Raw genomic sequence first — 22,521 nt, 5'->3', positions numbered from 1 at the left:
CGACGCGCGCGTGCTCGCGGAGTTCGCCATGCGCCTGGAGCCGCGGCCCAGCGAGCGGCCCTCGCCGCAACAGGTGATGCTCGACGAGTTGCTGACCCGCCGACGCCAGCTGGTCGCCATGCGGGTCATGGAGCTGAACCGCCAAAGCCAGGCGGTCGGTGCCCTGACCGTGCGGCAGATCAAACATCATTTGAAGCACCTGGAGAAGCAGATCGCGCAGATCGATGCGGCGCTCGAGTCGCTGATCGACAACGACCCGGAGTGGCGAGAGCGCGTCGCGTTGATCGACGGCGTGCCAGGCATCGGCAAGACCATCGCCTTCCGCCTGGTCGCGGACCTGCCGGAACTGGGGAGGCTCAACCGGGAACAGATCGCCTCGCTGGCGGGGGTCGCGCCGATGAATCACGATTCGGGCACGCACCGTGGCAAACGCATGATCCGGGGCGGCCGGACGGACGCCCGCGGCGCCTTGTTCATGGCCGCCTGGGTCGCCAAGCGTCACAACCCGACGATCAAGGCCTACGCCGACCGGCTGACCGCCGCCGGCAAGGCGTTCAAGGTGGTCATGGTCGCGTGCATGCGGAAGATCCTGATCATCCTCAATGTGATGCTCAAAACCAAAACCGCGTGGAACGAAAATCTCGCCCTTGGAGCTTGACGATGAAGACAGCCGCTCAACCCTCGCGATTTTGCCCGGCGCGAGATCCGGCGGGGTCTGATACACGATAGAGGATGTTGACCAGCCAGTCGCCACGGACGGTGATGAGGGTGGCTTACCAGTTGGCCCGGCGGACGCTGCCGGGGCACTCGTGCAAGTGCTCGCGTCACGACTTCACGCTCGCCCAGCTCTTCGCGTGCCTCGTCGTCTGCGAGTTCTTCGGCCTCAGTTACCGGCGGACCGAAGCCCTGCTCGCCGACTCGCCCGCGTGGCTGGCCGACGTCGGCCTGACCCGGGCACCCGACCACAACACGTTGTGGCGTGCGTTCGACGCGCTGATGCCCGGCCGGCGTTACGCGGGCATGCTCGATCTGCTCGCCGACCTGTTCGCCAAGGCGAGGCCGAGACCACCCGGCCTTTTTCCTAGAAGTGGACGACAGAAACAGCCTCATCCAAGCCCATCATCTAAAAAACGCCCTTTCACCCCAGAGAAAGTTCGAAGAGGGTTAGGCATGGGGATCTTAATAACTTCTTGTCTGACAAGGCGTTATATATTTTGGCCGCGAACCCTGTTAATTCCAGTTAACAGGGTTCGCTCGTTTTCGGGCTGGAATTAGGTGTTTTGGGTGCGGCCGGGATGGTGAGAGGGAGCGAGAGGGGGGCCGCTCCAACGTCACGTCTGGCTGTCTCGGCCTTCCGCACCAGAGAATTCTCGGTCTCTTAGCTCTATTTCCGGATCCCAGTTAACAACCGTGTCGGGATCGGCACCCCGTGCGGGAACGGGTGCGGAATGGCGCGACGAGATCAGCCGCCGTCACAAGTGCCCCATGTAGGCGACGACGGCAAATCGCCCTTCCTCGACCACGTAGCCCTCCAATAACGCTAGGCATTCATCCAGGCCGCGGTAGGCGTAAGGTCCCTCCGTCCGCAGCGAGGCATCGGCCACGCCAGACGCGATCAGCACCGACCCACGCAACGCCGCGAAATCGAAGCCGTCGGCCAGCGGCTTGCAGTCGCTGCGCGACATCGTGCGGCCGGTGCCGTGGCTCAGGGACCGCAGGCACTCGCGGACCTTATCGGTGGCCCGGACCAGCGCCACGTCGCCCGACATGTGCGAGGGGATCACCACCAGTTCGCCTGCATCGACGGCGACCGAACCCTTGCGGATGATCGCGCCGCCGTCGGCCTGCGGCTCGTACGTGTTGTGCGGCAGGTCCAGCACGAGTTCGCAGCGGCCGAACGTCTTGTCGATCGCGTCGTGGATCGCCGCACGGTTCTCCGCTGCCCAGCCGACCACGCGCGCGAACTCCTGGTCGAACCGCGCCCGCGTGTCGGTCAGCGCGTCCACGTGCCCGGACTCGTCGCGCGAGCCGGTGTGGACGAGGAAGTGGACGGGCCCGTCGTCGTAGGGCAGCAGCGCGTCGAGGAAGTGGTTGCCGCCGCCCAGGTCGCCGAGGCGACCCTTGTTGGCGCGCAGGTGGTCGGCCAGCTCGTCCCAGCGGCGGGGCGTGACGTCAGCGGCGGCGGCGACGCGCGAGCGGACGAGGCGCATCCCACAGCCGCAGTCGGACACGGCGAAGCGTCGCCAGTCGGGCTGTCGCGTCAGGACGGCCGTGCCGGTGGGCAGCGGCGACTTGCCGGGGCAGGCGTCGGGCAGGAACAGGATCCGCTCGGCCGCCAGGTCGTGGGGGATCCAGGTGTGCAACCGCCAGAGCGGCTCGGCGGACAGGTTGAGGATATGCACGGCGTGTCCCCTTGAAACGCGATCGTTTGTTGACGGCCGGCCGATCGCGACTGATTCGCTCATGTCTAGTTTACCCGTTCCGCCCGCCCCATGCCGCACTCGGGGCAGCGGGCGGAGGTGGCACGGAGGTCGTAGCCGCAGGCTGCGCACTTGCCGGCCACGCTCCTGTATCGCCTGCGGACGGCGGCCATGCAGGCGTACAGGGGCACGGTAAAGAACGAGTTTCCGTTCAGCGGCCGGCGCACACCGGCTAACGTTGCGCTGGTCAGTGGTCTCGCCGGCACCACACCGACTCTCGAACCACCAGCAGCTTACCCGCCGGCACGGTCGGTGCATGGGCAGGTTATGCCTCACCGATTCGGTGCAAGAGATCGTCAACCTCCGCGCCTTTCTCGGCGATCTGCTCTAGTCGGCGGATCTGATAGAGCGAGAACAGTGCCAGCGGAATCACGATGACCAGCGTCCACCAAAGCCACGGATACTTTGGGAACAGCCATATCGCGAGAGCGACGTTTATCAATTGACTGACGAACGGCCCAGACGATCAGCTTCTTCCGCTTGAAACGGTGAGCCGTGGTTTCGATCGAGCGACGTGGAGTCTCGTGAGGCATAACGGATCAACGTTCAACGGGCCGGCCGGGCACCGCGCCACTCAGAATCACAAGGACCGTTCCACCCGGTCGGTCCGTTCCAGTGCGTGGTTATCCGGCAGTCGCGGATGCCGCGCGACGCTCTTCCGTCCAGACCGTCAACCTCTCGTCCGTCGGAAGCCAGAGCTCTGCGTAAATGCTGAGGTCAACGATGCCAACCTCTAACAGCTTTGTCTGAGCAGACCAGACTTGCAGCGAGTTCTCAGGGCCGATCGTTGCTGAAATCTGGAGAGGAAAGCCAAGCGGCGTCCACAGTTCGTCCGACCCGAAATACCAAATGTCGCTCTTGCGATTGTTCCGTTGAAGGGGCGCGTCAATGAACAAATCGGGTACGCCGGTCAAATTGGCGAGAACCCGCGCGGACTGCGTGACTGTTCGGTACGAGAAGCTCATGGCTGCCGTATAACGTAGTGCCGATCACCGGCCGGGCCGGCACCGTGCCGCCCTCGACCAACAGAAACTATACCGCCGGCCCGGTCCGGTGCATTGGAAACTATGTAAGGCGGGCTCCGCCGAGGTTACGGTGTTTGGCGAGGTCACCTGCGCACGGGGCGCAGGGCCTCAATCGGTGGAGACGACCCGCAACCGCAAAGGAGGCCCGCCATGAGCAATCGTACTTCGACGATGACGCCGACCGCAATCGCGACGACGACGCCGACGCCGACGCCGACGCCGACGCCGACGCCGCCGATCCTGGCCGTCGACCTGGGCAAGTTCAAGAGCGTGGCCTGGCGCTACGACCCGGCCACGGGCACGCACGCGTTCGAGACGATCGCCACGAACCCGTCGCCCGTGCAAGACCTGCTGGTCGACGCGTCGCCGGCGATGCTGGTCATCGAGGCGTGCAGCATCGGCGGCTGGATCGCCGACCTGGCCCAGACGCTGTCGGTCGAGGTCCGCGGCCAACACGCTGGGCGAGGCGTGGCGGTGGACGAAGGTCAAGCGCAAGACCGACCGCGACGACGCGTTGAAGCTGGCAAAGCTCGCTGCGAGCGACCAGCTGCCGACCGTGCACGTCCCCGAGCGGCCGGTCCGCCAGCGCCGCAGCTTGATCCGGTACCGCCACGCGCTGGTCGACCGGCGGACGGGGATCAAGAACACGATCCGCAGCCTGCTCGATGCCCAGGGGTTGAGCCTGCCCGGCCGCTCGCGCGGGTGGACGGCCCAAGCGATCAACGAGTTCAAGGCGTTGTCGCGTCCCCTGAGCGAGCGCGATGAGGCGAACCTGTGGCGTGGCCAGCTGGCCTCGGAGCTGACGATGTTCGAGCAGGTGACGACGCTGATCCGGGAAGCGGACAGAAAGCTCGACACAATCGCCTCGGGCGAGGAACGGGTGACGCGCCTGCGGACGATCCCGCAGGTCGGCCCCCGCCTGGCCGAGCTGGTGGTGGCCACGCTCGACGACGCCAGGCGGTTCAAGACCGCCAAGCAGGTCAGCTGCTACGCCGGGCTGGTGCCCAAGCAGTACCAGTCCGGCCAGATGAACCGCCTGGGCCGCATCACCGGCCAGGGCCCGGGCCTGCTGCGCCGCGTGCTGGCGGCAGGCCGCGTGGGGCCTGTCGCGCAGGGAGGGCACGCGTGGCAAGGAGGTCTTCGACCGCCTGTGCCACGGCCAGCGGACGCGCCGCAAGCAGGCGGCCGTCGCCCTGGCCCGCAAGCTGCTGGTCTGGTGCTGGGCGTTGCTGCGGGATGAGGCGCGATGGGATGACGCCCGCGACGTCCCCACGCTGGCCACCCCCGCCTGACGCAGCCGACACGGGAACGAAGAACGACGAGCGAAGAGCGACGAGCGAAGAGCGAACGACAGTTAACGAAGCCAGACGGCATCGAATCGACGGCGCGACGACATCGCAGCGAGATGAGTGAGCACCCTGGCCAAACTCGAATAATCCGCGGGCGCCGATCACGTTCAACGCGTGCTCGCCACGCCGCCATTTGGAATGAGTCAACCAGGCTTTGCAAAGTTGAATAAGGCCGGGCCCGCATCGTCAGACAGGAGGGCCCGTGACCTTGAATAGTGGTCTGACCTCACCCGCCGCGACCTGTAACCGCCACCGAGACCGAGCCGTCCGGCGAAGGAGATTTACCGGTTGACGGAAGAGCCTTCATAGTGGCGGGTTATGCGGCGCGGGGAAAGGCGCATCGGTAAATAACGGATCATCATTCCCGGCCGGCAGGTCGGCTACGACGCTAGTGTACGGCCGACTCGCCGCGCGCGTAGATCGAATCCCCGCACTTTGGGCAGGTCGGGTGCGACTGAATCATCGAATCCACGTAAACACTGTCGCAGTTCTGGGGCGTGATGACCTCGTCGGGCCGGTGCCGCCGAAGCGTTCGTTCGTCCGCGATGAACCACTCGTAGGGGAACGCGAGACAACGTCGGAAACCCATTTGGCGAGCTCGCGCCCAGGTCGAAGCGTCTAGCAGCGCGCCCGACACGTACGGGATTCCACATGACTGGCATCTTGGAACGTCCTGTCGCATTGTCCCGCACATCAACAGACCAACGTTCACTGGCCGGCACCGCGCCGACACATCGGCAGCTAACGGAAGAGCTTCGAGCCACAGCTTACCCTACGGAGCGCCGACTCGGCGAGGTCTTTCGAGTAGCTTGACGCCGTGCATGATGCGCCTGAAAACGTCAGCGTCGCCGTCAGGGAAACCGCGTGAAGACAGATCCCACGCCCATCTCGGCCGCCGATGCGCGGCGGCTCCTGCTCGCCGGGGCGCACCTGCTGCGCGACCCGGCCCGGCCGCTGCCGACGATCGACGTCGTCCGCGCCTTGGGCTTCCTCCAACTCGACTCGATCAACGTCGTCGAGCGGGCCCACGAGCTGATCCTGCACGCGCGGTCCGACGCGTACGAGCGCGAGGCGGTCTTCCGCGACCTGCGCGGGCGGCGGCTGTTCGAGCACTGGACGCACGACGCGTCGCTGATCCCGGCCGAGCACTACCCGCACTGGCACCACCGATTCGCCCGCTTCCGCGCGCGGTGGCAGCTGGACCGGCTCGGCGCGGGGGCCGCGGCGCTGGCGGAGCAGGTCGTGGCCGGGATCCGACAGGAGGGCCCGCTCATGTCGCGGGACTTCGACGACCCGCACGACCACCGGCGGGGCGGCTGGTGGGACTGGAAGCCGGCCAAGGCCGTCCTCGAGCACCTGTGGCGCACCGGCACGCTCGCGGTGGGGGACCGGCGGGGATTCCAGAAGGTCTACGACCTGGCGGAGCGGGCAATCCGCTTCCACACGGCGCCACCGACGCAGCGGGACGCCCTCGTCGACTGGGCGTGCGGCACGGCATTGGACCGGCTGGGGGTGGCCACGCCCGCCGAGCTTGCGGCGTTTTACCGCGTCGTTGACGTTGCCGACGCGCGGGCGTGGGTGCGTTCGCGGCTGCAGGCGGGGTCGGTGATGCCGGTCGAGGTGGAGGGGCGCATCTCGATCGCGTACAGCGACGTGCGACGGCGTCTGGGGCGCCTCGGCGAACCGCTGCAGGGGCACGTGCGGTTCCTGGCGCCGTTCGACCCGCTGGTGCGTGACCGGGCGCGGGCGGAGCGATTGTTCGGGTTCCGCTATCGGTTCGAGGCATTCGTGCCCGAGGCGAAGCGGGTCCACGGATACTACGTGCTACCGGTCCTGGTCGGCGACCGGCTCGTCGGGCGGGCCGACGCGAAGCTCGACCGTGCGGCCGGCGTCCTGCGGCTGCGCGTCATGCCGTGGGAGCGGGGGTTCAGCGTCACGCCTGCGTTCCGCGTGGCGTTCGGGGCCGCCGCCGACCGGCTACGGCAGTTCATCGGTGCGGCGCGAGTGGACGTCACCGGAAGATCCGGTTCGCGCCACCCCTTCCTCCCGCCAACCCGGTAATAAACAGGTAGGGACCCTCGCGCGCCGTGCCGAGCGTCCCCGCACAACCCGTTGCCAGGCAGCACGCCGGTCACCCCACGTGAAGGTCGTTGCGGGCATCGCCTCCTACTCAAGGAGTCCCGATGTCGTACGGCGGCGCGGTACGCCTTACCGTTATCGGGTATGAGAGGTTCATTCATACTCGCCGGTGTGGTGCTCGCGGTTCAGTTCGGGTGCGATGGCCGAAACAGTGGTCAGCCCCAACAGCAACGGGAATCTTCGTCGTCGGCCGTCACGGCTAGTGCCGACAATGCCAAAGCGGCCATACAGGCCACATCGGATGCCGGAGGCTCTAACGAACCTGACGGCGCTACGACCGCGCCCGCAACTCAGCCATCGGCCGGGGACGACAACGCCGCGGCCGAACGGTTGTACGGGACGTGGGAGGCCGAGAACGTCGACTCGCCCATCGGGCAGGTCAAGGTGCGCCTGACGTTCAAGGTGGAAGGGCCCGTCCGCATCGCCGACTGGTCCGAACTGCCGCTGGTCGGTCAGGTGCGTGACAAGAAGGGGCCGTACGAGGTACGCGGCAACAAGATCACCTCCGACGCCATCCGCGGCGGCACGAACGTTCAGTTCCACTTCGATGGCGATGACGTGCTGGTGATCGAGTACAGGGACGATAAGACCGTGCGGTTCCACCGCCAGTAACGCTACGATGTTCGCGATCCGTCACCAGGTCTTACGGAGTATCACAATGCTAAAGAACTGCATTCGCGCATTTGTGTTGGTCTCGGCAACCGCGTTCGTCGCGCTGCCCGCAGGTGGGTGCCGGCCCGACGATCCGAACGGCTTCGACTCCGGCACGGCGGTGCCGATTTCAGGCGTTCCAGACGAAGCGATGGACGCGTTCCGCAAGGACCATCCGAACGCATCTCTCACCGATGTCGAGCAGCAGACCGCTTCGACCGGCGCGCTACTCTACCGGTTCGTGTTCATCCAAAACGGAGATGCGGGCAAGGCGATGTACCACGCCGACGGTCGCCGGGTGCGGCCGTACTGAGCGTCAGGTGACGCGGTCGCGCGCGCGTGAAGCCGCGGTCGGGGGGATGCCCGGCCACGCGTCAGACGAGCGAGGTCATTCCTTCGCGGATCGCATAGCGCGTCAGTTCGGCCACGCTGTAGAGCTTTAGCTTCTCCATGACCTGCCGGCGGTGCGCCTCGACGGTCTTGCCGCTGAGGCGCAGCGTGAACGCGATCTCCTTGGTGCTCTTGCCCTCGGCGACCAGCTGGAGCACCTCGCGCTCGCGCGACGAGAGCGTGCCACAGAACGTGCCCGGCCGCGGCAGGTCGCCGATGCACTCCTTCACCAGCACGCCGGTAACCTTCGGGCTAACGTAGATCTCGCCCGCCACCGCCGCCTCGATCGCCGCCACCAGTTCGTCGAACGGGCCGTTCTTCAGCAGGTAGCCCTTGGCGCTGGCGCCCAGCATCTCCATCACGAACTGCCGCTCGGCGTGCATCGAAAGCCCGATCACCCTTGCGTCCGGGTTGTCGGCGTGAATCTGCCGCGTGGCCTCGACGCCGTTCAGGTCGGGCATGGTGATGTCCATGATCGTCACGTCCGGGTTCAGGTCGCGCGCCAGCCGGACCGCGGAGCGGCCGTTGTCGGTCTCGGCGATCACGTCGAAGCCGGGGTGGCCGGCCAGCATGCTCCTCAGGCCCTGCCGTACGATCTGATGGTCGTCGGCGATCAGGATCTTCACGTCACTCATGGGTTCCTCCGTCGTCATGATCCTCGAGCGGCGCCACCAGCGTAACGGTTAATCCATCCGTCCCGGGCGAGGAATCGATCGTCATCGACCCACCCAAGTGGTGCAGCCGCTCGTGAATGTTGAATAGCCCGAAGCCATTGTCCCGGCTGCCGCCGTTGGGCTCGCTAGCGGGAATCAGGCCCCGGCCATCGTCGCTCACCACGATCTGAATCGTTGTCTCCGCGCGACGGATGCGCACCCGGCACGCCGACGCCTTGGCATGCTTCAGGATGTTCACGAGCAACTCGCGGACCGCCTGGAACAATACGAGGCGCGTCTCGTGGGTGGTAGGCTTGCGCTGGCCGTCGTCCTCGAGGCAGAACGCGACGCCGTGCTCGTCGCGCAGGCGGTCGCCGAGCCACTGGATGGCGGCCACCAGCCCCAGTTCGTACAGCACGGGCGGACTGAGTTCCGACGTCAGCGAACGCGTGTGGCGGATCGCCTCGTCGACCAGGTCGTGGATCTCCGCCAGCGGGCGTGCGTCGTCCGGTTCCACGGCGCGGCGTCGCAGCAGGTCGGTCTTCATCTGTGCCAGCGCCAGGTGCTGGCCGACCACGTCATGCAGCACGGAGGCAATGCGCCGACGCTCGCGTTCCTCGGCCAGCATGAGCTCGGCCGCCACCGCCTGCAGGCGCTGCTGATACGCGCGGGCTTCTGCCTCGGCTCGACGGCGTTCGGTCAGGTCCAGCACGAAGCCGACGCAATCCTCAGCCGAGCCCTCGATCATCGCGCAGCCCACCAGCACGGGCACGCGCCGCCCGTCGATCATGACGTGGTCCTTCTCGAACGGCGTGCAGATGCCGCACTCCCGCAGCTCCTCCAGCGCACGCCGGTCGCGCTCCTGATGTTCCGGCGCGGTAATGTCGCGCCACGCCACTTGCCCCGACAGCAGCTCGTCCCGCGAGCGCCCGACGAGCGCCACGAACGCGTCGTTGCACGTCTCGATCGTGCCGTTCAGATCGCAGAAGAAGACGCCGATCAGGTTCGCGTCTGCCAGCTGCTTGGCGCGCGCCTCGGCGTGCCGTGCCGCGGCCGCTTCGACCTTGCATCGTTGTTGCGAGGTACGCAGCGCGCCGTTCAGGCACGCGATCAGGGCACCCACGCCGGTAAACAGCCCCAGCCGTCCCCAGTCCCCGTGGCTATCGATATCCAGAACGTACCGCGGTTCCAGCAGGAAGTGCGTGGTCGCCACCGCCCCAAGCGCAGTTGCCGCCAGTCCGGGTCGCGTTCCACCGAACCACGCGCTGACCGCAACGGCGGCGTAGAAGAGGAAGAACGGGGACAGCTGGCCCACCGGCTCGTAGAACAGCATCGCCACGATCAACGCGATCAGCGTCGATGCGAGTGCGATCCCGTATCGCAGGAAGGAGTTGTTTCTAGAAGCGTTCACCATAATCGTCGCTCCGCAGCGGATGGTGCTGCAGCACGCTTGGGTTTAACGGGTGCCGCGACGTAGCGGAACCGCTGAAATGCTCGCGGAGCAGGGGGGCAGGTTCGGCGGCATTCTCCTGTCGCAGTCAGCCGCCTTTGTCGTGGCCGTGTCACAATGCCGGTTTCGAAGGTACCGCCCGTCAGGTTCAAGGATATCGTAGGGCTCGCTCTTGCCGCATCGCGTCACAAGGTGGTGCAGGGTGGGCGTTTACGTTCGCCGTGATCGCTGATCTGCCAACGCTTGCCGGCGGTGCGGCAAGCGTGGCTTCACGCGGGCAAGGGTTCTCCTCATAAGGACTGCTCCGACGCCTTGCGCCCCAGCCGCGTTGGCCTTATCGCGGCCAGTCCTTTTCGGTCGCGGGCGATGCTAAGAACGGGACTTGCTCTGGCCTCACACATGTCGACGGCACCACGGCCCATGACGGATGAGGCCGGCCGCGATGTCGACGAGCCGTATGTGTCGGTACTGGAAGAGCCAACAGAGAAGGAGAGTGTCCCATGCGTTTCAACCAACTCACGCTAGCCACGTTTGCCGCCGCCGCCGCCGCGATGAACATCGCGCCCTATGCCAGTGCCGCCGACCCGCAGTCGGACGGAAGCAGTCAGAAGCAAGGGCAAATGCAGAACCAGGCGCAAGGCCAGAGCGGCCAGTCGCAGCAGGCCGGCCAACAGCAGGCCGGTCAACGCCAAGCGGGCCAATCGCAGGGCGGCCAGTCGCAGCAGAGCGGCGCACAGGCGTCGGGCCAGTCGCAGCAGTCGCAGGCACCGGAGGGTTTTGTGCTGGTCGAGGAGCGCGTCATCCTGTTGACGGCCAACGAGCCGCAGATTCACTTCCTGCAGGCCCAGCAGGCCCTGCAGCAGAACAACCCGAAGGTGGCCGCCGCCGAGACGCGCATCGCGGCCAACTACCTCGAGATGCAGGCTTCACGCGCCGGCGGGCAGGCGAAGCAATCATTGACGAGCGCCGCTGACGACCTGCGGAACGCCGCCGGCAAGCTCGAGGGTAACCAGAATGGGCAGGGCAACTCGCAGCAGCTGACCAACAACTTCGCGCAGGCCGCGCTGGCACTGTCCAGCCATCACCATTCGAAGGCCGCTGGCTTCCTGCAGAACGACAAGCACGTGATGGCCGGCCATGACCTCGAGGCCGCGGCGCAGGCGCTGGCGGCGGCGTACACGTTTGCCAGCAAGCAGGCCCCGCAGAACGTCGTCTCCACCGTTACCGACGCCCAACTCGTCGCGTCGAACCTGATCGCCCCCAGTGGGGCAACTGGCGCGCAGGCTGGCGAATCGCAGCCCGGCGAGGCGCAGACTGCATCGGGCCAGCAGGCGCCCACGACCCAGCCGGGCGCCGCGGGCATGCCTAACGCGTCCCGCGTCGTTCAGGACCTGGCCAGCGCCATCGAGACCGCCTCGCAGAACCTGCCGCCGCAGAACTCGAACGGTTCGTCGAACCAAGGCAACTCGAACTAGGGCTACGGTCGGCATAACTGCTGTCAGTCAACGAATTCAAATCAATCGTCTCGTGCAACGTCTTGTTTAACCGTGCGTAGGGCGCGCCACTACGGCGCGCCCGACGCACCAGCATCCTGAAAGGGACAAAGCCATGAAGAAGAAGATACCCCTCGTTCGTCTCGCATTGCTCGCCAGCATCGGCGCCTTCGGCGCGGGCCGCTCCGCAAACGCGGCCGAGTTCGGCGCGTCCACCCCGTACTACGAGGACGACGGCTGGCTCGACATCACCGAGTGGTTCGACGGCAACGACTACAACCCCACCGATGAGGCTTGGTGGCGCTGGGACGACGAGCAGTACTCCGCCGCCAAGGACACCGCCGGCGATAGCGATAGCGACTCGTGGTACGGCTACGACACCGCCGATGACAACGACAACTGGTACTACGACCGTTACGACTCCGGTGCCTACAACTCGTACGCCAACGATGAGGACGGCGTCTACACCTACGACTCGCGCTACTACGACTACGATAACGACGGTGCCTACGACGCCTACGTCACGTACGCCGACTGGAACGCCGACGGCGTCTACGATGACTACAACTACTACTCGTTCGGCAGCGCCGGCACGCAGCAGCAACAGCAGCACGCCCAGAGCGAGGCCGCCCGCGAATCGCGCGCCCAGGCGATCAGCGGCCCAATTCAGAAGATGAAGCTCGTGCAGGTGCGCGATGGGCAGAACGTCGTCGTGACGATCCAGCACCAGGACAAACCGATGATCGTCGACCTCGGCCGTGCCGATGCCATCAAGGACCTGAACCTGAAGCTTGGCAACGAGATCACCGTGCGCGGCCCGAAGGCGCAGGTCGGCAAGCAGAGCATCGTGCTGGCCCGGTCGCTGGAAGCGCAGGGCCAGACGAAGCAGATCAACCGCCAGGGCCGCCAGCTTGAAGGCAAGGTGCTGAGCACGCACAAGGCCAAGATCCGCGGCACGCAGCACCTGATCGCGATGGTCGACGCGCAGCGCCAAGGCAACGACAAGCGCAGCAAGGTCGCAGTCGACCTTGGCCCGGCCGACAAGCTGAAGATGGACATCAGCAAGGACGCCAGCATCACGTTCACCGCCGTGCCGGTGAAGGTGCAGGACAAGCGGCTGTTGTTCGCCCAATCGGTCACGATGAACGGCAACACCGCCCAGATCGACCGCCGCGGCCGGCAGGGCAACAACGCCCAGCCCGCCGCGGGCAGCATGCAGCCGCAGCAGGGACAGAACGCCCAGCAGGGCCAGAACCAGAACGCGCAGCAACCGCAGAATCAGCAGCAGAACTAGCCGCTACTAGCCAGGTACTGCAAACGGCTGATCGATAGCACATGGCGTGTTTCGGCGAAGAGGGCCCAGCTCCCCTGGAGTGCGGGCCCCTTTGCTTTTCGTTAATCATGCTAACGCATCGACATGCTCCAGTTGATCTATACCGTTCAGGTATGCTCAGTCCCCGGCTTCTGACACTCTTTCCTCCGCTTCACGATCCAAACTTACACGAGTGTCCGGAATGGACCCGCGACCTACTCTTACTATGAGCGCACCGGCAGTTACCGCCTCACCAGACCCGCGCGCCTCGTCTCCGTATAGATCGGAGAATTTTTCCCCACCCCTTCCTCCCCCCAACCCGGTAGTTAACAGGTAGGGGACCTCGCGTTGGTCCCACACAACCCGTTGCCAGGCAGCACACCCGTCTCAAAGGGAAGGTCGTTGCGGGCATCGCCTCCACCCAGAGTCCCGATGTCGTACCTCGACCCGACCGACCCGTCCAACATGTGCGTGGAGGACCGCCTCGCCGAGGTGGCCGCGATCCTCGCCAGGGGTGTGCTGCGCCTTCATAGGCGCGGTGCTCTCGGCGCGGACAGCCACTCCAATCTTGGTCCTGTTCCACACTCGGAATGCGCCGCCGATCGACTTGATGTGTCGGCCGGGATGCAGCACATGGGACACCGTGGTTAACGCACCAAGGACTTCAGAGAGAAGGAGTTACAGCATGGCTATGAACGTGAAGGTCGAACTGGCGAGGCTGACCCAGATGAGCCCGAGCCAGCTCCGGTAGAAGTACGCCGAAGTCTTCGGCGAGCCGCGCAACCGGTACAGCTATCGCGTCCGCTCGTACCGCTTGGATGACAACTACACGGTTTATTCTTCGACCTCCGAAGTCGAGACTGTGGCACCGAAGGTTCCGCCGTCGCCGGTTGACGTCGTCGCCCTTGCGGTATCGAGTACGAGCATCGATATCAGTTGGCAGCTCAACGCAGCCCCCACGACCTACGGCTATCGCGTCTACCGCGGGCAGACCCCAGACTTCGTGCCCTCGTCCGCGACGCTCCTGAACGACCAACTGGTGACCGGCGCACATTTCACCGACACCGAATTGCCATCTTCAGGGTTTTACTTCTACAAGGTTACCGCAGTGGCTGCGGAGAATGTCGAGTCGGCGCCCGTTCGGGCGATCCAACGACCGCGGGCGCCGGAGAACCTGACGGCAATCGGCGTCGGGCCTGGCAAGATCGCGTTGTCGTGGCAACGCGGCACGGGCAACGTGACGAGCAGCTTCAAGTTGTATCGGAGCCGTTCCGCGACGTTCGTGCCTGCGCTTGAAAATCTCGTGGCGACGTTGGCGGCGAGAAACGCTCATATACTGATCTCGGCATCTCGCCCGGCGCAACCTACCACTACTACATCGTCTCGGTCGACATCGATGGCTTGGCATCCTTGGCGTCAAACCTGGCGTCGGCCATCGCCAAGGCACCACCGGTCGACGCGAACGGCGACGGGACCCCGGACGACGACCTCGACGGTGACGGCGTTCCGGATGACGACGACAAGGATGGCGTTCCCAACTTAGACGACACCGACAGCGACAACGACGGAATTGCCGACCCGGTCGATACCGACAACGACAACGACGGCATCCCCGATGACGAGGACAACGACGACGACGGTGACGGAGTCGTTGATGAGGAAGATGAGGACGGCTTCGGCGGTGGCAATAGCCCTGTCGGTGAGCCCGACCCGTCGCCCGGCATTCCAGGCGAGAGCGGTGCGCCCGCGGTCCCCACGGGGCTGTCGGCGGTGAACCAGCGGACATCGTACGTCTCCCTGACGTGGGGCTACGCGTCGGACAACGAGAGCGGTTTCGTCATCCAGCAGGCGTCGGACGAAGCGTTTACGTCCGGCGTCAAGTTCTTCAACGTTCCTGCTAACACCACCAGCAGATCGCTGACGGACCTTAAACCGGGCACTGCTTACTTCTTCCGCATTAAGTCCTACAACGCCGTCGGTCCGTCCGCATTTTCTCCGGTCCTCATCGCGGTCACCGCGCCCACAGGCCTGAAGACGACGATCAACGTCGCCAACCGCATCGAACTGTCCTGGGAACCTGGTGGTGGCAACGCTCAGATTGTCGTCGAACGGCAGCAGTGGACCGGTCCGACCCATTACAATCCCGCCGAGCCACTCGAAGAGTTCAAACCGCTGGTTACGCTCGACGCGGGTGTGAGCGAATTTCAAGACACAGGCGTCACGGAGGGCGTCCGGTACAGTTACCGGATCAAGGCGAAGTACGAGGATGTCTCGTCGTCGTTTTCGTATGCAACTTGGGCTTATGCGAGGCCGGCGAGCCCGTCGGGACTGTCGGCCTCGCTCGCGTCCCGCACGCGGGCCGGGTCGCTTGGCGGTGACAATGTCGGCCAGTTCTATGCCAACTACAATCTAACTTGGGCGGATAACAGCGGTCACGAGGATGGGTTCGTCATCGAACGCAGCACCGACGGCGTGACGTGGGACAACTACTACTATCATTGGTACGGCTATTGGAACTACACCGGGACGAACTCCGAACACGCGACCCTTTACCATCACTGGGACACCGATCGCGATGCGGACGAGTTGTACGTTCGCGTGCGGGCCTACGGCGGCGGTCAATATTCCGACCCGTCCAACGTCATCGAGCTGTCGCGACCCGCTCCCGGGCCGGACGTGCTGCCACACGTCTACATGTGGAACGGAGGATCTGCGACGGAAGGGCAGGAAGACCGGACCAAGTTATGATTTGCGTGCTGCAACGCGACAAGTACCTCATTAGCCCCGTGACGCTGTTCCACAACGTGCTGGACCGGATGCAGGCGCACGAGACATATCGGGGGATGATGTCCGTGGATGCGCGGTGCATCATCCTGACCTATGAACGCCAGTACCGATTAGAGATCGTGCCGGCCGTCCCCTCGTTCGAGGATGGCCCCACCGGGCTTGTCATTCCTGACCGCGAACGCCGTGAATGGGTGAAGACCGACCCCAAGCGGTACATCAATTGGTTCGCCGCCCAGGCACTTCCGATGGTAGAGCAACGCGCAATGGCGTCGGTTCAGCCACTCCCGCCGAACGTGTCGAGCTTCGAAAAGACCATGCTCCAACGCGTCGTCCAACTCTTCAAGCGTCGTCGCGACGTTCACTTTGATGGTTGCGAAAACACGCCGCGCTCCATCGTGCTGACGACGATCAATGCCGATTTCTACGGGCAAGAGAACAACCTGCTCGATGCGATCATGAACAACTTGGACCGGATCGAGCAGAAGGCCCGGAACGAATCCGGCATCCGGAGCGTCCCGTGCCCGACGAACCCCGCCGAGAACTTGGCGGCGGACTGGCAGGCTAATTACAAGCTCTATCTCGATTTCCTGGCCTTCGTGGGCGAGTTCAAAGCTAAGATGATCCAGCTCCAGCGCGAACGGAGCATGACAAAGATCGCCGCATTGTTGAACGACCTGTTCGACCCGACCGGCAGCGGCATCGTGAACAACGCCGTGAAGACGTACACCGACCGCTACGCCACCGCGAGGAGCAGCGGCGATATCCGCATGACCCGCGCGACGTCTGCACTAACGACGGCCACGCCCGCCGCCGCGTCCATCGCGATTCCGTCGAATTCGTTTTATGGTGACTAGGTATGCTCCCATCCGCGCGATCGGTCTGCACGAGCAAGCGGCGTGGATGGAGAGGCTGCACCCCGGCTTCACGCGGGAAATCATCAAGGAGCCCACGGGCACAATCCTCGTGTGCCGCGGGCAGCTTCAGCCGACGCCGATAAACGACATCTACACCGTCCGCATCGAGTACCGCGTCGGCGGAAAGCCAAAAGCATGGGTCGAATCGCCGGAGCTACAACGTCGCAAGCCAGACGAGCGACAGCCGCACACGTACATGCACGGCGACCTATGCCTCTACTACGCCGACTTCACGTCAGAATGCGTCCTAGCGACGACGATCGTGCCGTGGATCATGCACTGGCTTTTCTTTTATGAGTCGTGGCTCGTAACGGGCGAATGGCAGGGTGGTGGGATTCACCCCGGCCAAGATCTGGAAGCAAACGACGTCAGGCCGGCCGAGACTTTTCCGCGTCAACGGCATACCTAGCCTCGCCGGCCTCGATTCCTTTCCGCGCCCGCTCAAATGCTTTCCGTGATGGCTGGGGGGATTCAGCGTTCAGCTTATTCCGCCGTTCGTTGAGGGCCTTAAGATCGGCGACGAGCCCCGCATCGTTCGGGCGGTGAACGCATTCGATCGTGTAGAAGATTCGGGCATCGTTCTGAAGTGCCTTAAACGCGTTGCCCGCGGCCAAGTGGTTCAACGCTTGCTCGCGCGGATTTAGGAACGTGAAGACCGCAGACGACGCGGCCACCGCAAGAGACATGATACCGGCGAGGATCGGCTGATCCTTCAGGGCGACTACACCCGCACCGGCAGCGACTACGGTTGTGGGGATGCCGATCCAAAGATTTCGGTAAGCCCAGGCATCCGCACACTCGTACTGCCCCTTAGCGGAGTAGGTTGAATCCTCCTCGATCCGCGCGGCCTCGGCGATCAACACTTTGAGAACCGCAGCGTCCAAAGGCTTTTCCGGCGTGTCGTTCATCCCCACATCCTACCAAAATCGGTACTAGGTAGAACTTGACACGACATCAGGACGTTATGGTTTCCCGCGGCGGCGACGGTGATCGCGCGCTTCACCGCTTCCTGCCCGCGCACGTCGGCAAAGTCGAGCGGGGAGGAGATCTGCGACGCCAGGTACGGCTGGCCGTTCAGCTCGTACGGTTCGATCGGCAGCAGTTCGTTCAGGAAGCTGACGGCGTCGGCGAGCGTGCGGACGGGGATGACGTCGACGCCATCGACCACCGCGGCCTCGCGGCAGTTCTCGGCCGGCAGGATCACGCCGCGCAGCTTCTTCTCGCGCCCCAGCATCGCCATCGACAGCCCACCCTTGATCTTCCGCACGCGGCCATCCAGCGCTAGTTCACCGGCGATCAGGTAGTCCTTGTGCACGTCGGTCTGGATGCTCTTGCCGGCGCGCAACAGGCCGATGGCCATGGGCAGCCGCTCCTGCAGAACAGGCAGAGAAAGTTCGAAGAGGGTCAGGCACGGGTAGATTCATAAATCCTTGTCTGGCAATGTGTATATAGTTTTCCGCGAACCCTGTTACTTCCAATTAACAGGGTTCGCTCGTTTTTGGGCGGAAATCTGAGGGTTTGGCGTGTGGCCGGGATGAAGAGAGGGAGAGAGGGCGCCGCTTTTAGGTCGCGTTCGACCTTCCCGGCCTTCCGCACCGCAGAACTCTCGGATTCTCCGCTCTATTTCCGACTGGCAGTTAACAACCGTGTCCGGTTCGGGGGGCCGTGTTGGAATGGGTGCGAATAGGGAAATGGCCGCAACGGCATCCGCCCACGTCTCAGGACTAGAGAGATGTTCCGACTATGAGGGCAGCGACGCAGAAGACTAACGCGGAGCGGCGGAGGGAGACAGCCGAAGAGATACCCTCAGATACACTCAAGTTGCTAAATTAATTTTGCACCCACGCAAGAACGGTTTTGCATGTACTCTTTCAGCCATGGTGACCTTGAAGGAAATCGCCATTCGTGCTGGCGTTTCGGTGCCGACCGTTTCGCAGGTGCTGAACGGGAACGCGGCCACGGCGCGCATCAGCGCCGCCTGCGCTGCTAAGGTGGAGATGATCGCGGCGGAGCTGAACTTTCACCCCAATGCGTCCGCCCGTGCGATACGTTTGCAGGCCACCCGGCAGATCGGGGTCCTATTACGTAACGCGCCCGGCCACCGTTTGACCAATGCTGCGGCTTTCGAATTCATCCTCGGCATCAACGAACGGCTCGAGGAAACCGGTTACGTCTTGTCAATCGTCCGTTTCGGCGACATATCCGATGACTCGCGGCCGGGTTCGCGTGTCTTTCGCGAACGCCTGCTAGACGGTCTGATCATCACAGACCGCTTGCCGCCGGACGTGTACGCTCAGGCCGAGCGGCACGTGCCCGCCTGTGTCTGGCTCGACACGAACATTTGGCGCGACCAATGGTGCATTCGTCGAGACGAGCTGCAGGCCGGACGCTTGGCCGCACAGACCATCGTAAATTTGGGTTACCGGCGGGCGACGTACATCGGTGTGGCACCAGAGGCGAATATTCACTACAGCCATAGCGAACGCTTTACCGGTGCGATGGAAGTACTTCGAGCCGCAGATGTCGAGGTGACTGAGGTCTGTGTGGGGCCGCATCATGCCGCCAAGCTCGGGGCTATGGTGGAACCCCACCTGCGGAAGGACACGGCCATCATTGCCAGCACCGTGCCCTTGGCCCGGCGCGTCCAGTACGTGAGCATCGGCATGCGACTATGTCCAGGCTGGGATTACGGGTTGGTCTGCTGCGATGATGCAAACCAGATCGTCGAGCAGTGGCCCACCCTGAGCCGTGCCAGCTTCGAACGATTCGCGATCGGAAAGATGGCGGCCGGCATGATGCTTGAACGTCTGTCGAAAGATCCAGATAGCATGAGCGGCGGTGCCTCAGTCCTGGTACCAACGCGCTGGCGTGCTGGGAGCACGGCTTGGGGGCCGTGACCGACGATGCAACCGGAAGGGCCGCAATGGCTGGTGCCAGCGTGGACCGTTGGCCGGTCGATTCTCTAACGGAGTCAGGGAGATGCTGAAAAGAAATCAAAATGCGTTCACGCTGGTAGAACTTTTGGTCGTGATCGCCATTATCGCGCTGCTCATATCTGTTCTATTGCCCGCCTTGGGCAAGGCCCGTCAGGCAGCGAACACGGCCGCTTGCCTATCGAACTTGCGGCAGATCGGACTTGGGGTGCGCTTGTACGCCATGGCGAATAAGGACTACCTGCCACCTTCGCGTTCGGTCGGCAGTGGCCGCCAAGAGGATACAGTTGCGGCCTACCTCGTGGTGGGCAAATACCTGCCTGCGCCCGGACTCAACGCCACGGACGGCAGCACGTCGAGCTCCGTCTTCCGTTGTCCTGATGGCATCGATACTGACTTCTACGGCGCTGGCCTATCAGCGGCCTCGCGCCCGGCGACAAGTGAGGACCAAGCGGGCGCGATGTACCAGCGAGGATGGTCCGTGATGGCCACACGGGCCGCGGGCGGCGTGAATCGGTACTACGACATGTGGTACGGCATCAACTCGCTTCAACCACTGACCACGTACGACGCGAACAATGCCGGAAACGTCGCCGCGTACAACGCACGCCTGGAATTGTGGCCAATGCAGCCTTGGGACTTCACCACGACCAGTCACCAGACCCGGTTGAACAAGATGACGATGATCCGCATGTCGGCGGAGGTCGTCATGATCTTCGATGGGTTCGGCCGCCTCAATCGTAGCCCGCGGTTCATCAACGCCCGCCACCGGAACCGCACGATCACCAACATGGTCTTCTTCGACGGACACGCGGAGAGCATCGTGACCAAAACGCTGCCCACCGTTGTAGCCCAGATGGACAACCTGCCGAACGAGCCGGCATTTCGGTTCCCCAAGTGGCGGCTCGATCAACGGTGATGCGCGCGGCCGACAGCCTGGCGCGTTAGATCGATTTGCGAACAAAGAGTGCGAAGGGATGCAGTGGACATGCTGAAGGTGCTTCACTCGATACCGTTGATGCTGACGGCGCTTGCGACGTTTGCCGCCGTGCACGTGCACGGCGCAGCTGAGCCGATGATGAACGGCGATGACCTCGACGCGTTCCGACTCATGGGCTCCAACGCCCGCCGATGCGAGATGACGCAGGTCGCCGTGGATGGGCAGCCCTTCACGACGGCGTTGCGCATCAACACGAACGGCCCGTCGCACGCTTGGTACGACATTCAGCTGATGATCTCGAATGCGGAGCCGATCAAGAAGGGGGACGTGCTACACGCCCGGTTCTCGATACGCGCCGAGCAGGTACGGACGGAGACGAGGGAGGCGACGGCGCAGTTTCTGTTTCAACGCATCCATCCTCCTCACACGAGCCACCTTCGATTCGGCGTAGGCGCCGGAGGAGAATGGCAGCAGTACGAGTTGCCGTTCAGGGCGGTCGAAGACGTCGCGGTGGGCGAGGGCAAGTTCGTGATCGCCCTTGGCTACGACCCGCAGGTGGTCGACGTAGGGGGGATGTCGCTACGCAACTACGGTCCCGATGTGTCGGTGGACTCGCTTCCACGGACTCGTCTGACCTACATCGGCCGCGAACCGGACGCGGCGTGGCGTGCCGAGGCGGCCGCGCGTATCGAGAAGCATCGCAAGGCCGACCTGACCGTCGAGGTGCGCGATGGCGACGGCCAACCGGTTCGCGATGCGCAGGTGCGCGTCCAGATGCAGCGACACGCCTTCGGCTTCGGCAACGTCGCAGAGTCACGGTGGGTCGTCGGCGATCGTTCGACGAAGCCCGGGGCCGAGCGCTATCGACAGGAACTGACCCGCTTGTTCAACCGCGCAGTGGTGTCAGGTCTCTCCTGGCGATGGTGGGAAGAGTCGGGCCGGCCAAACGAGTTGAAGACCGCGGCGTGGCTGCAGTCTCACGGGGTGAATGACCTGCACGGAACGCATATGGTCTGGCAGAAGTGGACCCATATCCCGACCACGACCAACGAAATAAACGGCACATACAACGGCGTGAATTGGCAAGCGCCCTCACGCAATGAAGCCAGCAAGGCCGAGTACGAGGCCCACGTAAAGGCCGACGGCAAGGAAGCAGCGGCGGAATGGCTGCGACAACGGGTGCGCGCTCACATCACGTCGAAGGTGGCGACGATGGCGGGCACCATTAAGTCGTGGAACGTCGTCAACGAGCATCACGACAACCACGTGCTGACCGACATCCTCGGCATGGAAGAGATGGTTGAGTGGTTCAAGCTGGCCCGTGCCGCCGATCCGGCCGCCAAACTGTACCTCAACGATTACGGCGTCATTGGCTTTCACGAGGGTCACCTGGCTGCGTTCTGTGACACGGTGAAGTTCCTCCTCGACCGTGGAGCGCCGCTGGATGCGCTCGGCGATCAAAGCCACTTCGGCGCTCGCCTGGTACCGCCGCATCGCGTCCTGCAGATTTTGGATCGTTTGTCCGAGTTCAACCTCCCGATCGAGATCACCGAGTTCGACATCGGCACCGAGGATGAGCAACTTCAGGCCGACTACCTGCGCGATTACCTGACGATCACCTACAGCCACCCGTCGGTCCGCGCGGTCGTCATGTGGGGGTTCTGGCAGGGGGCTCATTGGAAAGCCAACGCGGCGCTGTTCCGGGAGGACTGGAGCATCAAGCCCGCAGGCCAGGTCTACGAGCACCTCGTATTCAAGAACTGGTGGACCGATGCCAGCGGCAGGAGCAACGAGCGCGGCGTATTTGACGTCCGCGGGTTCCACGGCCAGTACGAGGTGACCGTGACGGCGGGTCGGCAGACGAAGACAGTCCAAACGTCACTGCAAGCCGGTGGCACCGCGGTGCGCGTCGAGCTCGATTGAGCCGCACGCTATGTGTGTGGCTGCGCCGATGCTCAGCCACGATAGTGGGAAGAATAGTCGCTTCAAACGCGAAGCATTTTGG

Annotated in this window: 21 protein-coding genes; 14 read left to right on the top strand and 7 right to left on the bottom strand. The window is 64.1% G+C overall.

From position 1 onward, the window contains the following. Window positions 1-658: transposase (locus tag VGN72_14945; GenBank protein HEV7300660.1), on the top strand; the 658-nt coding region annotated here is incomplete at its 5' end. A gap of 814 nt (window positions 659-1,472) precedes the next feature. Here the strand turns inward: VGN72_14945 and VGN72_14940 are convergent. The 3 genes from VGN72_14940 to VGN72_14930 all read right to left on the bottom strand — a co-directional run bounded on the left by VGN72_14940 (window position 1,473) and on the right by VGN72_14930 (window position 3,445). After that, window positions 1,473-2,402 (bottom strand): RtcB family protein, encoded by a 930-nt coding sequence (locus tag VGN72_14940; protein HEV7300659.1) that lies wholly within the window; start codon window positions 2,400-2,402, stop codon window positions 1,473-1,475. Window positions 2,403-2,467: 65 nt separating this feature from the next. Further along, on the bottom strand, window positions 2,468-2,686 hold the full coding sequence (locus tag VGN72_14935) for a hypothetical protein (protein HEV7300658.1): 219 nt from the start codon (window positions 2,684-2,686) through the stop codon (window positions 2,468-2,470). Between the two features lie 417 nt (window positions 2,687-3,103). Beyond that, entirely contained in the window at window positions 3,104-3,445 is a 342-nt protein-coding gene (locus VGN72_14930; protein HEV7300657.1) for a hypothetical protein, read from the bottom strand. 517 nt (window positions 3,446-3,962) lie between these two features. On the opposite strand from VGN72_14930, the gene VGN72_14925 reads away from it, so the two are divergent. The 4 genes from VGN72_14925 (at window position 3,963) to VGN72_14910 (ending at window position 7,957) form a co-directional block, all read left to right on the top strand. Next, on the top strand, window positions 3,963-4,745 hold the full coding sequence (locus VGN72_14925; GenBank protein HEV7300656.1) for an IS110 family transposase: 783 nt from the start codon (window positions 3,963-3,965) through the stop codon (window positions 4,743-4,745). A 973-nt stretch (window positions 4,746-5,718) separates the two neighbouring features. After that, on the top strand, window positions 5,719-6,915 hold the full coding sequence (locus VGN72_14920) for a crosslink repair DNA glycosylase YcaQ family protein (GenBank protein ID HEV7300655.1): 1,197 nt from the start codon (window positions 5,719-5,721) through the stop codon (window positions 6,913-6,915). Between the two features lie 162 nt (window positions 6,916-7,077). Beyond that, window positions 7,078-7,605, top strand: coding sequence for a hypothetical protein (locus VGN72_14915; GenBank protein HEV7300654.1), 528 nt, complete (start codon window positions 7,078-7,080; stop codon window positions 7,603-7,605). Window positions 7,606-7,651: 46 nt separating this feature from the next. Then, the gene (locus VGN72_14910; protein HEV7300653.1) at window positions 7,652-7,957 is read left to right on the top strand and encodes a hypothetical protein; all 306 of its coding nucleotides are present in this window, start codon (window positions 7,652-7,654) and stop codon (window positions 7,955-7,957) included. Window positions 7,958-8,018: 61 nt separating this feature from the next. Here the strand turns inward: VGN72_14910 and VGN72_14905 are convergent, their stop codons facing one another. Beyond that, window positions 8,019-8,669, bottom strand: a complete 651-nt coding sequence (locus VGN72_14905) for a response regulator transcription factor (GenBank protein HEV7300652.1) — start codon at window positions 8,667-8,669, stop codon at window positions 8,019-8,021. Then, window positions 8,662-10,101: a DUF4118 domain-containing protein gene (locus VGN72_14900; GenBank protein HEV7300651.1), complete on the bottom strand. Its 1,440-nt coding sequence runs from the start codon at window positions 10,099-10,101 to the stop codon at window positions 8,662-8,664. The genes VGN72_14905 and VGN72_14900 overlap by 8 nt, the downstream gene beginning before the upstream one ends. Window positions 10,102-10,637: 536 nt before the next feature. Here VGN72_14900 and VGN72_14895 point away from each other — a divergent pair. The 6 genes from VGN72_14895 (at window position 10,638) to VGN72_14870 (ending at window position 17,052) form a co-directional block, all read left to right on the top strand. Further along, window positions 10,638-11,612: a hypothetical protein gene (locus VGN72_14895; protein ID HEV7300650.1), complete on the top strand. Its 975-nt coding sequence runs from the start codon at window positions 10,638-10,640 to the stop codon at window positions 11,610-11,612. Window positions 11,613-11,745: 133 nt separating this feature from the next. Then, window positions 11,746-12,924: a hypothetical protein gene (locus VGN72_14890; protein ID HEV7300649.1), complete on the top strand. Its 1,179-nt coding sequence runs from the start codon at window positions 11,746-11,748 to the stop codon at window positions 12,922-12,924. A 450-nt stretch (window positions 12,925-13,374) separates the two neighbouring features. Further along, window positions 13,375-13,593 carry a hypothetical protein gene (locus VGN72_14885; protein HEV7300648.1) on the top strand — a complete coding sequence of 73 codons (219 nt, stop codon included), beginning with the start codon at window positions 13,375-13,377 and terminating at the stop codon, window positions 13,591-13,593. A gap of 759 nt (window positions 13,594-14,352) precedes the next feature. After that, entirely contained in the window at window positions 14,353-15,690 is a 1,338-nt protein-coding gene (locus VGN72_14880; protein HEV7300647.1) for a fibronectin type III domain-containing protein, read from the top strand. Further along, window positions 15,687-16,583, top strand: coding sequence for a hypothetical protein (locus VGN72_14875; protein HEV7300646.1), 897 nt, complete (start codon window positions 15,687-15,689; stop codon window positions 16,581-16,583). Before VGN72_14880 ends, VGN72_14875 begins: the two co-directional genes overlap by 4 nt. Next, complete coding sequence (locus tag VGN72_14870) at window positions 16,573-17,052, top strand: hypothetical protein (GenBank protein HEV7300645.1); 480 nt, start codon at window positions 16,573-16,575, stop codon at window positions 17,050-17,052. The genes VGN72_14875 and VGN72_14870 overlap by 11 nt, the downstream gene beginning before the upstream one ends. Here VGN72_14870 and VGN72_14865 read toward each other — a convergent pair. Beyond that, window positions 17,012-17,551 carry an SLATT domain-containing protein gene (locus VGN72_14865; protein ID HEV7300644.1) on the bottom strand — a complete coding sequence of 180 codons (540 nt, stop codon included), beginning with the start codon at window positions 17,549-17,551 and terminating at the stop codon, window positions 17,012-17,014. The genes VGN72_14870 and VGN72_14865 overlap by 41 nt on opposite strands. Beyond that, window positions 17,548-18,003: a magnesium chelatase domain-containing protein gene (locus VGN72_14860; protein ID HEV7300643.1), complete on the bottom strand. Its 456-nt coding sequence runs from the start codon at window positions 18,001-18,003 to the stop codon at window positions 17,548-17,550. The genes VGN72_14865 and VGN72_14860 overlap by 4 nt, the downstream gene beginning before the upstream one ends. Window positions 18,004-18,520: 517 nt before the next feature. Between VGN72_14860 and VGN72_14855 the strand changes: the two genes are divergently transcribed. The 3 genes from VGN72_14855 to VGN72_14845 all read left to right on the top strand — a co-directional run bounded on the left by VGN72_14855 (window position 18,521) and on the right by VGN72_14845 (window position 22,439). Continuing rightward, window positions 18,521-19,540 (top strand): LacI family DNA-binding transcriptional regulator, encoded by a 1,020-nt coding sequence (locus VGN72_14855; protein HEV7300642.1) that lies wholly within the window; start codon window positions 18,521-18,523, stop codon window positions 19,538-19,540. A gap of 82 nt (window positions 19,541-19,622) precedes the next feature. Continuing rightward, complete coding sequence (locus VGN72_14850) at window positions 19,623-20,495, top strand: type II secretion system protein (GenBank protein ID HEV7300641.1); 873 nt, start codon at window positions 19,623-19,625, stop codon at window positions 20,493-20,495. A 69-nt stretch (window positions 20,496-20,564) separates the two neighbouring features. Then, a complete protein-coding gene (locus tag VGN72_14845; protein HEV7300640.1) occupies window positions 20,565-22,439 on the top strand; it encodes an endo-1,4-beta-xylanase in 1,875 nt (624 codons plus the stop codon). Window positions 22,440-22,521: the final 82 nt, after the last annotated feature.

The organism is Tepidisphaeraceae bacterium (assembly GCA_035998445.1).
Taxonomy (GTDB): Bacteria; Planctomycetota; Phycisphaerae; order Tepidisphaerales; family Tepidisphaeraceae; genus DASYHQ01.
Note: the sequence above shows the minus strand (reverse complement) of the source record. Positions and strands in the feature narration are given on the sequence as shown.

Coding starts and splice junctions, on each gene's coding strand:
- VGN72_14900 (HEV7300651.1), bottom strand. CDS start 10,101: ATGGTGAACGCTTCTAGAAACAACTCCTTCCTGCGATACGGGATCGCA.
- VGN72_14895 (HEV7300650.1), top strand. CDS start 10,638: ATGCGTTTCAACCAACTCACGCTAGCCACGTTTGCCGCCGCCGCCGCC.
- VGN72_14875 (HEV7300646.1), top strand. CDS start 15,687: ATGATTTGCGTGCTGCAACGCGACAAGTACCTCATTAGCCCCGTGACG.
- VGN72_14905 (HEV7300652.1), bottom strand. CDS start 8,669: ATGAGTGACGTGAAGATCCTGATCGCCGACGACCATCAGATCGTACGG.
- VGN72_14845 (HEV7300640.1), top strand. CDS start 20,565: ATGCTGAAGGTGCTTCACTCGATACCGTTGATGCTGACGGCGCTTGCG.
- VGN72_14910 (HEV7300653.1), top strand. CDS start 7,652: ATGCTAAAGAACTGCATTCGCGCATTTGTGTTGGTCTCGGCAACCGCG.
- VGN72_14885 (HEV7300648.1), top strand. CDS start 13,375: ATGTCGTACCTCGACCCGACCGACCCGTCCAACATGTGCGTGGAGGAC.
- VGN72_14915 (HEV7300654.1), top strand. CDS start 7,078: ATGAGAGGTTCATTCATACTCGCCGGTGTGGTGCTCGCGGTTCAGTTC.
- VGN72_14855 (HEV7300642.1), top strand. CDS start 18,521: ATGGTGACCTTGAAGGAAATCGCCATTCGTGCTGGCGTTTCGGTGCCG.
- VGN72_14930 (HEV7300657.1), bottom strand. CDS start 3,445: ATGAGCTTCTCGTACCGAACAGTCACGCAGTCCGCGCGGGTTCTCGCC.
- VGN72_14890 (HEV7300649.1), top strand. CDS start 11,746: ATGAAGAAGAAGATACCCCTCGTTCGTCTCGCATTGCTCGCCAGCATC.
- VGN72_14870 (HEV7300645.1), top strand. CDS start 16,573: ATGGTGACTAGGTATGCTCCCATCCGCGCGATCGGTCTGCACGAGCAA.
- VGN72_14860 (HEV7300643.1), bottom strand. CDS start 18,003: ATGGCCATCGGCCTGTTGCGCGCCGGCAAGAGCATCCAGACCGACGTG.
- VGN72_14850 (HEV7300641.1), top strand. CDS start 19,623: ATGCTGAAAAGAAATCAAAATGCGTTCACGCTGGTAGAACTTTTGGTC.
- VGN72_14865 (HEV7300644.1), bottom strand. CDS start 17,551: ATGAACGACACGCCGGAAAAGCCTTTGGACGCTGCGGTTCTCAAAGTG.